12 protein-coding genes are annotated in these 13,300 nt (G+C 55.8%); 3 read left to right on the top strand and 9 right to left on the bottom strand.

The genetic code is table 11. The features are described 5' to 3' along the window. Positions 1–10: 10 nt before the first annotated feature. On the bottom strand, positions 11–1,486 hold the full coding sequence (gene gatB / locus RAL90_RS02730) for an Asp-tRNA(Asn)/Glu-tRNA(Gln) amidotransferase subunit GatB (protein WP_306252999.1): 1,476 nt from the start codon (positions 1,484–1,486) through the stop codon (positions 11–13). 126 nt (positions 1,487–1,612) lie between these two features. After that, positions 1,613–2,596 carry a lipid A deacylase LpxR family protein gene (locus tag RAL90_RS02725; RefSeq protein WP_306252998.1) on the bottom strand — a complete coding sequence of 328 codons (984 nt, stop codon included), beginning with the start codon at positions 2,594–2,596 and terminating at the stop codon, positions 1,613–1,615. 159 nt (positions 2,597–2,755) lie between these two features. On the opposite strand from RAL90_RS02725, the gene RAL90_RS02720 reads away from it, so the two are divergent. The 3 genes from RAL90_RS02720 (at position 2,756) to RAL90_RS02710 (ending at position 6,067) form a co-directional block, all read left to right on the top strand. Next, positions 2,756–4,027 carry an amidohydrolase family protein gene (locus tag RAL90_RS02720; RefSeq protein WP_306252997.1) on the top strand — a complete coding sequence of 424 codons (1,272 nt, stop codon included), beginning with the start codon at positions 2,756–2,758 and terminating at the stop codon, positions 4,025–4,027. A 104-nt stretch (positions 4,028–4,131) separates the two neighbouring features. Beyond that, on the top strand, positions 4,132–5,097 hold the full coding sequence (locus tag RAL90_RS02715) for a hypothetical protein (protein WP_306252996.1): 966 nt from the start codon (positions 4,132–4,134) through the stop codon (positions 5,095–5,097). Next, positions 5,000–6,067, top strand: coding sequence for a lipopolysaccharide assembly protein LapB (locus RAL90_RS02710; protein WP_306252995.1), 1,068 nt, complete (start codon positions 5,000–5,002; stop codon positions 6,065–6,067). Before RAL90_RS02715 ends, RAL90_RS02710 begins: the two co-directional genes overlap by 98 nt. A 49-nt stretch (positions 6,068–6,116) precedes the next feature. Here RAL90_RS02710 and RAL90_RS02705 read toward each other — a convergent pair whose 3' ends face one another. The 7 genes from RAL90_RS02705 to RAL90_RS02675 all read right to left on the bottom strand — a co-directional run bounded on the left by RAL90_RS02705 (position 6,117) and on the right by RAL90_RS02675 (position 13,292). Further along, the gene (locus RAL90_RS02705; RefSeq protein WP_306252994.1) at positions 6,117–7,256 is read right to left on the bottom strand and encodes an acyl-CoA dehydrogenase family protein; all 1,140 of its coding nucleotides are present in this window, start codon (positions 7,254–7,256) and stop codon (positions 6,117–6,119) included. 26 nt (positions 7,257–7,282) lie between these two features. Beyond that, a complete protein-coding gene (locus RAL90_RS02700) occupies positions 7,283–8,455 on the bottom strand; it encodes an acyl-CoA dehydrogenase family protein (protein ID WP_306252993.1) in 1,173 nt (390 codons plus the stop codon). Positions 8,456–8,466: 11 nt separating this feature from the next. Beyond that, positions 8,467–9,642: an acetyl-CoA C-acyltransferase gene (locus tag RAL90_RS02695; RefSeq protein WP_306252992.1), complete on the bottom strand. Its 1,176-nt coding sequence runs from the start codon at positions 9,640–9,642 to the stop codon at positions 8,467–8,469. 72 nt (positions 9,643–9,714) lie between these two features. Continuing rightward, positions 9,715–10,173, bottom strand: a complete 459-nt coding sequence (locus tag RAL90_RS02690) for a MaoC family dehydratase (protein ID WP_306252991.1) — start codon at positions 10,171–10,173, stop codon at positions 9,715–9,717. A 109-nt stretch (positions 10,174–10,282) separates the two neighbouring features. After that, positions 10,283–11,170 carry a hypothetical protein gene (locus RAL90_RS02685; protein WP_306252990.1) on the bottom strand — a complete coding sequence of 296 codons (888 nt, stop codon included), beginning with the start codon at positions 11,168–11,170 and terminating at the stop codon, positions 10,283–10,285. Positions 11,171–11,371: 201 nt separating this feature from the next. Continuing rightward, positions 11,372–12,325 carry a TauD/TfdA family dioxygenase gene (locus tag RAL90_RS02680; RefSeq protein ID WP_306252989.1) on the bottom strand — a complete coding sequence of 318 codons (954 nt, stop codon included), beginning with the start codon at positions 12,323–12,325 and terminating at the stop codon, positions 11,372–11,374. 13 nt (positions 12,326–12,338) lie between these two features. Further along, complete coding sequence (locus RAL90_RS02675) at positions 12,339–13,292, bottom strand: aldo/keto reductase (RefSeq protein WP_306252988.1); 954 nt, start codon at positions 13,290–13,292, stop codon at positions 12,339–12,341. Positions 13,293–13,300: the final 8 nt, after the last annotated feature.

Raw genomic sequence — 13,300 nt, 5'->3', positions numbered from 1 at the left:
TGTCAGGTGACTATTCCACACCCAGTTTGGCTTTAAGGATTTGATTGACGGCTTGCGGGTTTGCCTTGCCGCCCATTTCCTTCATCACCTGACCGACGAACCAACCCATGGTTTTCGGCTTTTCTTTGACCTGTTCAACCTGCTTTGGATTATCGGCAATGATTTTGTCGATCACAGCTTCGATCGCGCCTGTATCGGTCACCTGCTTAAGACCACGTTTTTCGACAATTTCTGCCGGTGTGCCGATTTCCTCGCCCGAGAACATCAGGGCAAAGACTTCCTTGGCAATCTTGCCGGAAATGGTGTTGTCCTTGATAAGACCAATCAAGCCCCCCAACTGGGTCGCACTGACCGGGCTGTCGCTGATCTCCAACCCTTCCTTGTTGAGCGCGCCGAACAGGTCACCCATAACCCAGTTAGCGGCCATCTTGCCATCTTGCCCCTCTGCCACGGCCTCGAAATAGGCCGCCGCCGTCTTGTCCGCTGCCAGCACAGACGCATCATAGGGCGGCAAACCATACTGCTCGACGAAGCGGTGCTTCTTGGCATCCGGAAGCTCCGGCAGGGACGCACGGATTTCTTCTACCCAGGCCTGTTCAAATTCCAGCGGCAACAGGTCCGGGTCCGGGAAATAACGATAATCATGGGCGTCTTCCTTGGAGCGCATCGTGCGCGTCTCACCGGTTTTCACGTTGAAAAGGCGCGTTTCCTGATCAATCGTGCCACCAGCTTCCAGTACTTCGATCTGACGCCGCGCTTCATATTCGACAACCTGACGGACGAATTTCAGGGAATTGACGTTCTTTGTTTCTGTCCGGGTACCAAGTTCTTCGCCGGGCCGGCGTACTGAAACATTCACGTCGGCTCGCATGGAGCCCTGATCCATATTACCGTCACAGGTGCCAAGGTAGCGCACGATGGTGCGCAGCTTGCCGAAATAGGCCGATGCTTCTTCCCCTGACCGCATCTCAGGCTTCGAGACAATCTCCATCAGGGCAACGCCGGACCTGTTGAGGTCCACATAAGAGTCTGTCGGGGACAGATCATGGATCGACTTGCCCGCATCCTGCTCCAGGTGCAGGCGCTCAATGCCAACCGTGATGGTTTCTTCCGGCCCAAGTTCCACCTCGATCTCGCCCTCGCCAACAATCGGGTCAAGATACTGGGAAATTTGGTAGCCCTGCGGCAGGTCCGGGTAGAAATAATTCTTGCGGTCAAAGCGGGACCAGGTGTTGATCTGTGCATTAAGACCAAGCCCCGTGCGGATGGCCTGTTCCACGCAATATCTGTTGATGACCGGCAACATGCCCGGCATAGCGGCATCCACCAGTGACACATTCTCATTGGGGCCAGCACCATAGGTAGCGGGCGCACCGGAAAAGAGTTTCGACTTTGAGGAGACTTGAGCGTGGACTTCCAGCCCGATCACAACTTCCCAGTCGCCTGTTTCGCCTTTCAGCAGTTTGCGCGGTGCAATTTCGCTCATGTCTTTAATCCGTAAATCTGTTAGCGCTATCCCGAAAGCTGCGGAATAGCATAGGCTTGGAAGCTACAACGGATATGCGCAAATGCAGTGCGCTTCAAGGCCAAAGCTGCTTTTCATCTCTGAGGATTAAAGACCGAGTGACAAATTCACTGAGGCCGTCTTGTGCGGTGTGTCCTGTGTTTCGTAGCTCTGGCCGCGCTCCTGATAGGTGAAGCTGACCTGCGCGACGCCAAGCTCTACCACGGCGCCGGCATTCCAGTCTGGCACGAAAAACTCCTTGTCCACACTTTCGCTGTCGGAGAATGTGTTCCCGTCAAGGAACAGATCGCGCGCGACCGCCCGAACCGTGCCGCCAATATAGACATAACCGCTGAGGCGACTTTGATTATCCCACTGACCGGCACTGACATAAGGGTAGAGTTTGACCGGGCCGAAATCGTCAGAGAGGTCAAAGCCCAGTCGCCAGTTGGCGGCCACATGTGCCTGTGTCAACAAGGTGCCCGCTGTGACGCCGGCATTGGCAATGACTTCGCTCTCCAGACCGCCCCACTGAAAAACGGGGTATTTGCGTGCCTGATCATAAGTGGCGGCGAAGGCAAGCTCTGTATCAAGTTGCGTTTCCCAGCCCTGGGCTTCATCATCACCAAAGGCATTATGGAAGACGTCCTGCACATCTTCCCCGAGCGATGGGTCTCCCGTCAGGCCGACCTGTACATGAAAACTGTCGAGACGGTCCTGCCCTTTCTGGGCCAGAACACCATAGGTACCATACAGAAACCCTGCATAAGGGTGCTGCCCTTCGGGGGTACCGGGGCCGGTTGTGTCTTCGGGGATGAAAATATACTGACCGACGGCGATGCGCTTGCGTACCGGATCACTGCCTGTTGCCTGCAAGACATCACGCGCGATGCGCCCGGTCAATCCATCCCTGCCCTGTTTGGCCGGAGAAACATAATCGAGCTGGAACCCGCTGGAATAGTCACGATCCTGGTTGAATACGTAATCATTCTCGATGACGACGGTGTAAGTCGCGTCTTCCGCCTGTGCCGCGCCGGCTGTGACGGCCAAACCACCTGCCAACGCAAGCGCTATCACTCTGTTTTTACGCATGAAATCCTCTGTCTCTGGCACGCAGCCATGCCTCATGTCAGCTTTTGTTAATCATACCTGATGCGCCAGGGAGTCGGAAGCATAATTTCTGCCCTGCAGCATTGCCGAGCCGGAGAGAACGTGGTTGCATATCTGCTTCTAGATAAAGGACTTTTTGCCATGAGACTGATTGCTGCCCTCAGCGCCTTTTGCCTGTTCGCCACATCTGTTGCTGCCGAGCCGGTCTATCTGACCGCCGCGTCACTGGCAGACCCGGCCAGTGGCAGGATTATCAGCAACCCTGTGGTCGTGATCGATAATGGCAAAGTAACCAGCGTTGGCAACGCCGCCGCCATGACAATTCCGGCGGATGCGGAGAAAATTGACCTGGGCGCGCGCACCATTCTGCCGGGTCTCATTGACATGCATGTGCATCTGACAAGTTCCGCCACCAAGGGGCGCGGCTATGACCGGCTTGGTTACCAGAAAGAGCGGCGCACGATCTGGGGCGTGATGAATGCGCAAAAAACACTGATGGCCGGTTTCACAACGGTGCGCGATGTTGGCAGTCGCGACTACGCGACTGTGGCCTTGCGGGAATCCATCAATGAAGGGGAGATTCCCGGCCCGCGCCTGTTCGTGTCCGGCCCGCCTGTCGGCATTGTTGGCGGCCACTGTTCTGATGTCAGCTTGCTGCCGCCGGAGTTCAACGCCAAGGGCCTCGCGGTTGCAACCGGCCCATGGGAGATGCGCGAACAGGTGCGCGAGAACATCAAATATGGTGTCGACCTGATCAAGACCTGCTCGACAGGTGGCGTCTTTTCCAAAGGCACCACACTGGGCGCAGCGCAGGGCACCGTGGAAGAACTGACCGCGATTGTTGAAGAAGCCCATGCCAGAGGCCTCAAGGTTGCTTCTCACGCCCACGGCGCTGTGGGGATCAAGAACGCGATCACCGCCGGGGTTGATACGATTGAACATGCGAGCTTCATGGATGACGAAGCCATCCGCATGGCAAAACGTGCGGGCACATATCTTTCCATGGATATCTACAATACGGAATATACGCTGGCAGAGGGCGAAAAGCTGGGCGTGCGCGAAGAATCTCTCGCCAAAGAGCGTCAGGTTGGGGAGATTCAGCGCAACAGCTTTACCAAGGCTGTGCAGGCCGGGGTCAAGGTCGTGTTCGGCTCTGATGCCGCCATCTATCCGCATGGAGATAATGCCAACCAGCTCTCACGCATGGTACGTTTCGGCATGACGCCGGTTCAGGCTGTTCAGGCCGCCACAGTTGTGGCCGCAGAAGCTCTTGGGCAGGAAGATAGTGTCGGCAGCATCAAGGCAGGCGCTTCGGCTGATATCATCGCTGTGGATGGCAACCCGTTCGAGGATGTATCCGTGCTGGAAAACGTCTCTTTCGTGATGAAAGAAGGCGTTATCTACAAGGACTAGGGTCTGATCGTGTTGATCTGTCTCGTATTATCCGGGCAGACTTGCGCAACGTGATATAGCTGGCCCATAAGGTAACATGTGCTTGAAAGGGCTATAGCGCGCACATGCAGAATATCTGGCAACAATTAAAACAGAACCGCTATTTCACTGCCATTGCAGGTTATCTGATGATTTCCTGGATCATCATGCAAGTGATGGAAGTGATGGGGCCGGCCCTAAAGCTGCCGGACTGGAGCCTGTCGGCCGCTGCCTATCTGGTCATTTCCGGCTTTCCGCTTTTCCTGCTTATCACCTGGCTTCTGGTGCGCAAAACAACGCACAGACACATGGACGAGGCTGACAAGCCTGCTCTTGCTCTGGGGAAATGGGATTATGCCCTTTATGGTCTCGCTGCGCTGGCCGTCACAACATTAGCCATTCGCTGGGCAATGCCTGCAACGCCAGAAAACAATGGCGGTATCAGTACGGCGCAAACAGTTCAGGCCGCTGAGACAGATATGGCACTGCAACAACAGGCTGGCCCGGCTACGACGTCGGAAGCCAGTACCCTGCGGGCATCTAACCCGGCCGCCACAGCCCCGGAGAATATTGCGATTGCGGTCATGCCTCTGGATGACCTGAGTGCGACACAGGATCAGGAATATTTCTCTGACGGTATTTCGGAAGAGATAATCTACACCTTGTCGCGTATCGACGGGCTGGATGTCACGGCACGCACATCGTCTTTTGCCTTCAAGGGCGAGAATGTGTCTTCAGCGGAAATCGGACAGCGCCTCGGGGTGAGCCATATTGTCTCCGGCGCCGTGCGCAAACAGGGTGATCAGGTGCGCATCACCATTCAACTTAATGATACGACAAACAATATTACTTTGTGGTCTGACAGCTTTACACACACGCTGGAGAATGTGTTTCAGGTGCAGGAACAGATCGCCCTTGCCGTTGCGTCGGAACTGGAATTTCTGGTGGGTGAGGATGACCAGGAATATCTGGACAAGAGGGCAGCGCAGAACCCGGCTGCCTACGCAGGCTTATCTGCAGGCGCGCTACCTTCAGAACTCTTTACAGATTGATGCCATAGACGAGTCTATTGACCTGCTTGAGAAAGCCGTGGAACTTGATCCTCAATTTGCCGAAGCGTGGGCAGAACTTGGCATGGCCTACTGGCAGAAACAGACTTTCGCCGGCGAAGTTACCAATGAACTGGACCTTGCAGAGCTTAGTGCTCTCAAATCGCTGACGCTCAGCCAGCAGAATGCGCGCACCTATGTCGTGCTCGGCCTCACGGCAGCCAAGCGGCGCGATTACGTGTCCATGCGGACCAATCTGGATAAGGCACTGGCACTGAACCGCAACAGCCAGTTGGCCTTGCGCTGGTACGCCTATGGCCTGTTAGCCGTCGGCGAGATTGAGGATGCCTTGCAATATTCTGCCCGCACCCTGAAACTTGATCCACTGCAGACTCGCAACCACCTGTCACACGCGACCAACCTTTATGTAAGCGGTGATCTTGAGGCGGCGCGCAACGTGGCAAATCAGGCAATTGCGCTGGGGTTTCAGCCCGCTCAAATGGTGCTGGCTGATATCGCCAAAGCTGAGGGCGATCCGCAAAGAGCTATGGATCACGCCCGCCCGATGGTGACGCAAGTGGCGCAGCTGTTGACTGAACAAGAAATTGAAACAGCGTTGCAGGGTATCTTTGTTGGCGGGGAAGCCCGGTCCAAGGCGGTTCAAATGATCGCAGGCTTGGCCGACCAGCCCGACAGAGCGGCTCGGATGTTCTTCGGTAACTTCCTGGTCATGCTGCAGGAACCTGAGCTTGCTTTCGAAACCTTCCGCACCAATTCAGGCGGCTTTGACGTTGCGTTCTTTGTCGCACTTTGGAGCGAGCGTGGAGAAGCTGTACGTACCAGTGACGCCTTTCAGGATTTCGCCCGGCAGATTGGCCTGGTTGAGTATTGGCAGACCTATGGCTGGCCGGCCTTATGCACGCCGGATAACCCGGCGGCTGAAGGCATTGATGTGGCATTCGGCTGCCAGTGAATCCCGATAAAGCCCAACGGGATTTGCAATCAGCCTTCGTCAGGAAATATCAGAAGCCGCGTAATCTGGCGTAGCGCTCCGTATGGAAATTGGCATCTCCGTAAAGCGCTTCGGCGACGCGCACGCGCTTGATGAAGAAGCCGATATCAAATTCATCCGTCATGCCGATGCCGCCATGCATCTGGATGGATTCCTGCGCAGAAAGCTGTGCCACCTGACCAAGTTTTGCCTTGGCGGCAGACACCATGAGCCCGGCCATTTCCGGTGCCTGATCCATCATCTGCAGGGCTTTCATCACGACAGACTTGCCAACCTCAATTTCTGAATAGAGGTGACTTGCGCGGTGTTGCAGCGCCTGAAACTCTCCAATTGTGCGCCCAAACTGCTTGCGCTCTTTCAGGTAATCGACGGTACGCGTCAGGCATTCCTGGGCAGAACCGGACATTTCAGCGGCAAGACCTGCGCGGCCTGCATTGAGGATGACTTCCAGCGGCTGGTAACCCCCATCAACCTCACCCAGCACCGCATCAGCCGTCAGTTCAACACCATCCAGCCTGATGGTTGCTGCATTGCGGCTGTCAACCATGGACCTGCTTTCAGCGGACAGCCCGGCGCTCTCGCGTGGCACAAGGAACAGGGTGATACCATTTTCATCTCCCTCAGCCCCTTCTGTCCGGGCCGAGACGATCAGGGCATCGGCAACAGAACCGTCAGCCACGAATGCCTTTTCGCCGGACAGTTTGAAGCCATTGCCAGAGCGTTCTGCTTTGGTGGCAACAGTTGACGGGGCATGTTTGCGGCTTTCGTCCACGGCCACAGCCATGAGCGCGCCACCTGCTGCCAGTTTCGGCAGCCAGTCATTTTTCTGATCAGACGAGCCATATTTGTTGAGTGCCGTAGCCCCCATGATTGCTGTAGAGACATAAGGGGATGCCGTCAGTGTACGGCCCATTTCCTCAGCTATCAGACCCGCCGCCTGATAGCCCATGGCAACGCCATCATGCTCTTCGGGCACAACGACACCCGCCCAGCCCATTTCAGCCATGGAATCCCATGTGCCACGATCAAATCCATCCGGGTTGCCGCTATCGCGTAAATCCCGCAACTGGCTGACGGGAGCTTTCTCTGTCAGAAAGCCTTTCGCCATATCCTTGAGCATCTCCTGCTCTTCGTTCAGTACCATTGCCATGTGCCTGTTCCTGTTCTTCTTGTTTTTTACGCGCCCGGCAATTCGAGAATGCGTTTGGAGATGACGTTGAGTTGCACTTCTGACGTGCCACCTTCGATGGAATTAGCCTTGGTGCGCAGCCACTGGGAAGCGACATCCTCCTCAGCACCCCATTCAAGGCCCTCACTGCCTGCGCTGTCCATCATCAGTTCAAGGCGCTTTTTATTCAGCTCCGTGCCATAATATTTGAGCATGGAAGAATTCGCACCCGTGCCCTGCCCGGCTTTCGCCTCATCCTTGAAGCGTTCCATCGTGGCCATAAAGGCAAGACCGTCAATCTCCATCCGGGCAACGTCCGTCCGCAATATCGGGTCGGCGAGACGGCCATGCTCATCCAGGCCAATCTGCTGTGCGGCAATGTCGCCCATGGGACGCATAGAGCCTGAGCCCATGCCACTGATCATCTCACGCTCATGGGTGAGCAGGTATTTGGCGACCGTCCAGCCCTTGTTCAGACCGCCAATGATGGCGTCTTTCTCGGCTTTCGCATCATCAAAAAATGTCTCGCAGAAGGGCGACTTGCCGGAGATCAGCTTGATCGGCTTGGTGGTGACACCAAGCTGATCCATGTCCACCAGAATAAAGCTGATGCCTTCGTGCTTCTTCGCAGCAGGATCAGTCCGTACCAGAACAAATATCCAGTCCGCCTCATCGGCATAGGAGGTCCAGACTTTCTGGCCATTGATGAGATAATGATCCCCCTTGTCTTCACACTTGGTTTGCAGGGAAGCAAGATCAGAGCCGGAATTGGGCTCCGAATAGCCTTGCGCCCAGCGGATCTCACCCCGGACGATTTTCGGGATATGCGTCTGTTTCTGCTCCTCTGTGCCATACTTGAGCAGCGCTGGCCCAAGCATCCAGATGCCGAAAGAGATCAGTGGCGGGCGCGCCTTGATGCGTTTCATCTCGGCGGCCAGAATCTTGGCTTCGGCTTTGGACAATCCGCCTCCACCATATTCCTTTGGCCATTCCGGCACCGTCCAGCCACGCTCTGCCATGCGATCAAGCCAGAGCTTCTGGGCGTCGCTTTCGAAGGTGAACTTCTTGCCGCCCCAGCACGCATTCCTGTCCACACTCATCGGGGTGCGCATTTCCGGCGGGCAATTTTCTTCGAGCCAGCTGCGGGTTTCTTCGCGGAATTTTTCGAGTTCGTCAGACATCAGGTGTCTCCTCAAGCAACTTCAAACAGACCGGCAGCACCCATGCCACCGCCAACACACATGGTGCAGACAACATATTTAGCGCCGCGACGCTTGCCTTCAATAAGCGCGTGGCCAACCATGCGCGCGCCAGACATGCCGTAAGGGTGGCCAACGGAAATGGCGCCGCCATTCACGTTCAGCTTCTCGTTCGGAATGCCCAGCTGGTCGCGGCAATACAGCACCTGCACAGCAAACGCCTCGTTCAATTCCCACAGACCAATATCATCCATGGTCAGGCCATTGGCTTTCAGGAGTTTTGGCACCGCGAAGACAGGGCCAATGCCCATTTCTTCCGGCTCAAGCCCGGCAACCGCCATGCCACGATAAATGCCAAGGGGTTGAAGGCCGCGTTTCTCGGCCTCTTTTGCTTCCATGATGACACTGGCAGACGCACCATCAGAGAGCTGTGAGGCATTGCCCGCCGTGATGCAGTGGCCTTCGCCGCGCACAGGCTGCAAGCCCTGAAGACCTGCCAGCGTAGTCTCCGGGCGGTTGCCTTCGTCTTTTTCCAAGGTCACTTCTGTCTCAGAAACCTCGCCGGTCTCCTTGTTCTTTTTCTGCATCACGGATGTCAGCGGCACGATCTCGTCATCAAATTTGCCGGCCTGTTGGGCTTCATGGGTGCGTTGTTGCGACTGGAACGAATACTCGTCCTGCGCGTCGCGCGAGACATTGTATTTCTTCGCAACGATTTCGGCCGTGTCGATCATCTGGATGTAGGCGTTGGGATGCATTTCCACGAGCTGCGGGTCTGCGGCCACGCGCATTTCCATTGTCTGGACCATGGAGATGCTCTCGACACCGCCGCCCACAACAATCTGCTGACCATCAGCGATCACCTGTTTGGCAGCAATGCCGATCGCCATCATGCCAGAGGCACACTGACGGTCCACACTCATGCCCGCGACCGTTACCGGCAGGCCGGCGCGTAAGGCAGCGTTGCGCCCAATCGTTACCTGAACGCCTTGTTGCAGGGCGGCACCGATGACCACATCATCCACTTCGCCCCCGTCAATGCCAGCACGCTCGACGGCGCTTTTAATGGTATGTCCGGCCAGTGTTGGGGACGGGGTATTGTTGAAGGCGCCGCGATAGGCTTTGCCGATGGGGGTACGGGCGGTTGAGACAATGACTGCTTCGCGCATGGGGGTTCTCCTTGAGAGGCTTTTTAGGGGTCTTGAATTCAGATCAATGATGCCAGTTCAGTTACGGTCAGGTCAGCCAACCATCTGCATGGTCAGCCATTCGGCGACGAGGGCAGGTTTTTCCTCCCCCTCAATCTCAACCGATACGTCATAGGTCAGCATCCACTGGCCTGGTTTTTTCTCGATGGCATCTATCAATGTGAAATGGCCGCGGATTTTCTTGCCGGCACGCACAGGCTGGACGAAGCGGACTTTTTCAAAGCCGTAATTGACGCCCATCTTGATGCCTTCCAGCGCCAGTGCCACGCCCATTGCCAGTTTTGACAGCATGGACAGGGACAGGAAGCCATGCGCAACCGTGCCGCCAAACGGGGTCATTTTTGCGGCTTCTTCATCCACATGGATGAACTGATGGTCTTCCGTGCAGTCAGCGAACTGGTTGATCCGCTCCTGGCTGATTTCGGTCCAGTCGGAGGACCCGATGCTCTGACCGATCTTGGCTTTAAGGTCTTCTGGCTTGATGGCTTGCATATTGTGCTGTCTCCTCCCGCTGCTTCGGCGGCTGTTATGCTCCATGATTATTCGGCGTGAGGGGGTGGATGCAAGGACGGGCAGCAGTTGGCGCTGTGGACGGCAGCCCTTACGGGTGGCGAACTGAAAGACCGCACCGCGCAGCCAGCTTTTCTGCGAATTTATGGACGCGCTCGAGACATTCACTGCCCATGGCCGCGTCTGTCGCAGGCGGCTTGTCTTTGCCATCCTTGCGTACGCGCTCGAATTGAGCCCCGGAAATCAGAAGGAAGCTATTGTGCGGGTCTTTCAGGATGATGCGCAATGGCGGCGTATTGAAATGACCATACCAGTATTTTCCGGGTTGTGCGGCCTTGCGCGCGGGCGGAGAGTCCAGAACCTCAATCGCCTTGACAAAGGAAAAATCAATCCGACTGAGCACGAATGAGCGCTCATTGAGGATATGCAGGCAGTCCTCTTCGTCATTGAACGTGTACATCACCTCCAGTTGGCCGAAATAAAGCTGGTTGACAGCGGGGACAAATCCTTCCGCTTTATTGGCTTTGGCCGGGTCGCCTAGAATGAGGTTGCGCAATCTCCGGGTCAGACCCGTGACGCTGAACAGCAGTAACAGATAAAATACAATAAGCCCGGCCCTCAGGACGATGCCTGGCAAAGCGGCGAAAACCTGCTGCATGTTCTCGCCGGTCAGGAACATCGCCACGACAACCCCAATGGTGCTGATCAGCAGGATCAGCAGTGTGGTGTAAAAAGACGCAATGACTGTCCGGCAAAAACGCTCGAAAGCCTTCCACACTTTCATGAGCGGACTGTCAGGCTTTTGCGGTTTCGGGGGCGGCTTCAGTTTCGGGGTGAACTGTTCACTGGTCTGTTCATAGGGGCCTAATTCGGACGTGAAGGACTGTCCCGTGTAGCCGGACACACCGGAAAGGTCTGACTTCAGCTGCGCAAAAGCGTCTGCTGGCTCACGCTCTCTTGATCCAGACTTAAAGGACACTTGCACTCACCCCTTATCCCCGTATCCGGGACGTAACTCTCCTCATTCAAAATACGCATGATATGAGATGAAAGAAAGAGGCTCAAACGTAAATGTTTTGGGACAGTTGGTGATGTTATCCCATCCAGTTCCAGTTCGCGACCAAATGAACCGGGCGCGCAGCATGTGGTCCCAACCCGTTATTTTTAATGTGCCTGCGGATCAGGCCACCAGAGAGGCAAGCACCCGGCGTTTGCCCTCAAACGGGCGACGGCCATGCATGACGATGAAATTGTCCACCAGCACCACATCACCTTTTTGCCAGTTCATGTCGAAAGATAATTCATCCGATAACTGAATGGCGATAGCCATATCATCCGGGTCAATGCGACTGCTATCCCCGAAGGTGATGGATTTTGACGGGTCATTGCGCTCATCTTTCCAGCCCCGGAAGGCTGCAATCAACTGATTGAAGAAAACCCTGCGGCCGTCTGCGAGTGTTTTCACTGCATCAAGGCGCGGGGTTGTGACAACCAGCACATCGTCCTCCTGCCACTCCCAGCTATAGCCAAGCTGGCGCAAGCGCGCCTGCGCCTGGTCTCTCGTCTCGGCGGTGAGTGTGCTGCGCCAGCTACGACCAAGGCCGGATTGCGCGTCATCATTCGGCGGCATGACGGTTTTATATTTTACGCCCCGCGCCTCCAGCGCCTGAACAAAGTCTGGCGCCTTTTCTGCAAGTTGCTCCAGAAGAATGTCCGACCGGCACAATGGCGTTGCGCCGCCATCTTCTGCAGCAATCTCGCAATAAAAAAACAGCTTGGACGGATAAATCGGCGTCTGCGCCATTTCGTGATGGAGAAAAATCGAAATATGCGGCGGTGCTTCGTTCGCCGTGAAGACGCGCTCGGTCAGGTTCACACGCACTGCGTTGGAGAGAGATTCCTTATACGGAAAGTTTGGCGCTTCAAAAGCCGTCACGGCCTTATCGAAATCCTCGACAGACTGAACATCATAGCCCCGGAACAAGACCGCCCCGACCTGCTCAACCTGCTCGGTGACGGCTGCCTTGTGTGCCGCCATGGTTTCGGCGAGTGATTGGCCGCTCTGCGTATCTCCAAAAATGGCCGGAAACGCCGCGCCGTGCCACTCCTGTATCTCCAATGTCTTGTCTGTCATCAGGTCTCTCCCATCAGTCGTAAATCGGGTGAAAGCGGCCAAAGGCCTGCTCGCAAAAAACACCCGGATCGTTGAATCGTCGGTTTTTGTTCAGGGCAGAAATCTGTTCCATTTCCTGCACTGAAAGTTCAAGTTCCTGCGCGGCCAGATTCTCACGCATATGCGCCACCTGCGTTGCCTTCGGGATAATGGACGTGCCGCGCTGTATGCCCCACCGCAGGACGACCTGCGCCGCGCTTTTGCCATGCCGGTCAGCAATATCCTGTATAACCTTGTTGGCCAGCACCATGTCCTGATCCGCAGCCATGCCAAGCTCAAGATAGGATGACGCGCCCAGCGGCGAGAACGCCGTGACATCCATGCCGTAATTCTGCGCCAGACGGATCAGTTTCTCCTGCGTGAGGTATGGGTGGCTCTCGATCTGCAGAGCAGCCGGCTTGATCCGCGCATAAGCCATAAGGTCATGCAGCAGCGCACTGTTGTAATTGCAAACACCGATCTGTTTTACGAGCCCGGCATCGACCAGCTCCTCCATTGCTGCCCAGGTTTCCACCAGCGACACAGGTGCGAGCTTCATTTCCGTTTTTGCTGCGGTCGGATCATGCAGCCATTCCGGCGGATAGCGCGTATCAAATGGCACATATTCCAGCGCGATAGGGAAATGGACCAGATAGAGATCAAGCTGCTCGACACCGAGATCCGAGAGGCTGCGCTCACAAGCCGGGCGCACATGCTCCGCCTTGTGATAGGTGTTCCAAAGCTTTGACGTGATCCACAGATCGTCACGCGTGACCAGCCCGTCAGCTATCGCTGTGGCGAAACCCTGCCCGGCTTCGGCCTCATTGCCATAATCGCAGGCGGAATCGAAATGGCGGTAGCCGACCTCAATCGCGTCATATACAGTCTGTGCACAGACCGCTCTGTCCACTTTCCACAAACCGTAGCCTATTTCAGGTATTTTTGTCATGATCTTCT

Source organism: Parvularcula sp. IMCC14364, assembly GCF_030758415.1.
GTDB lineage: Bacteria > Pseudomonadota > Alphaproteobacteria > Caulobacterales > Parvularculaceae > Aquisalinus.
The sequence above is the reverse complement of the archived record's forward strand: the minus strand, read 5'-3'. Positions and strand labels throughout refer to the sequence as shown.

Bases quoted from the DNA above. Each gene is read 5' to 3' on its own strand.
- RAL90_RS02695 (WP_306252992.1), bottom strand. From the start codon at position 9,642: ATGCGCGAAGCAGTCATTGTCTCAACCGCCCGTACCCCCATCGGCAAA.
- RAL90_RS02690 (WP_306252991.1), bottom strand. From the start codon at position 10,173: ATGCAAGCCATCAAGCCAGAAGACCTTAAAGCCAAGATCGGTCAGAGC.
- RAL90_RS02680 (WP_306252989.1), bottom strand. From the start codon at position 12,325: ATGACAGACAAGACATTGGAGATACAGGAGTGGCACGGCGCGGCGTTT.
- RAL90_RS02675 (WP_306252988.1), bottom strand. From the start codon at position 13,292: ATGACAAAAATACCTGAAATAGGCTACGGTTTGTGGAAAGTGGACAGA.
- RAL90_RS02710 (WP_306252995.1), top strand. From the start codon at position 5,000: ATGACCAGGAATATCTGGACAAGAGGGCAGCGCAGAACCCGGCTGCCT.
- RAL90_RS02725 (WP_306252998.1), bottom strand. From the start codon at position 2,596: ATGCGTAAAAACAGAGTGATAGCGCTTGCGTTGGCAGGTGGTTTGGCC.
- RAL90_RS02705 (WP_306252994.1), bottom strand. From the start codon at position 7,256: ATGGCAATGGTACTGAACGAAGAGCAGGAGATGCTCAAGGATATGGCG.
- RAL90_RS02715 (WP_306252996.1), top strand. From the start codon at position 4,132: ATGCAGAATATCTGGCAACAATTAAAACAGAACCGCTATTTCACTGCC.
- RAL90_RS02720 (WP_306252997.1), top strand. From the start codon at position 2,756: ATGAGACTGATTGCTGCCCTCAGCGCCTTTTGCCTGTTCGCCACATCT.
- RAL90_RS02700 (WP_306252993.1), bottom strand. From the start codon at position 8,455: ATGTCTGACGAACTCGAAAAATTCCGCGAAGAAACCCGCAGCTGGCTC.
- gatB (WP_306252999.1), bottom strand. From the start codon at position 1,486: ATGAGCGAAATTGCACCGCGCAAACTGCTGAAAGGCGAAACAGGCGAC.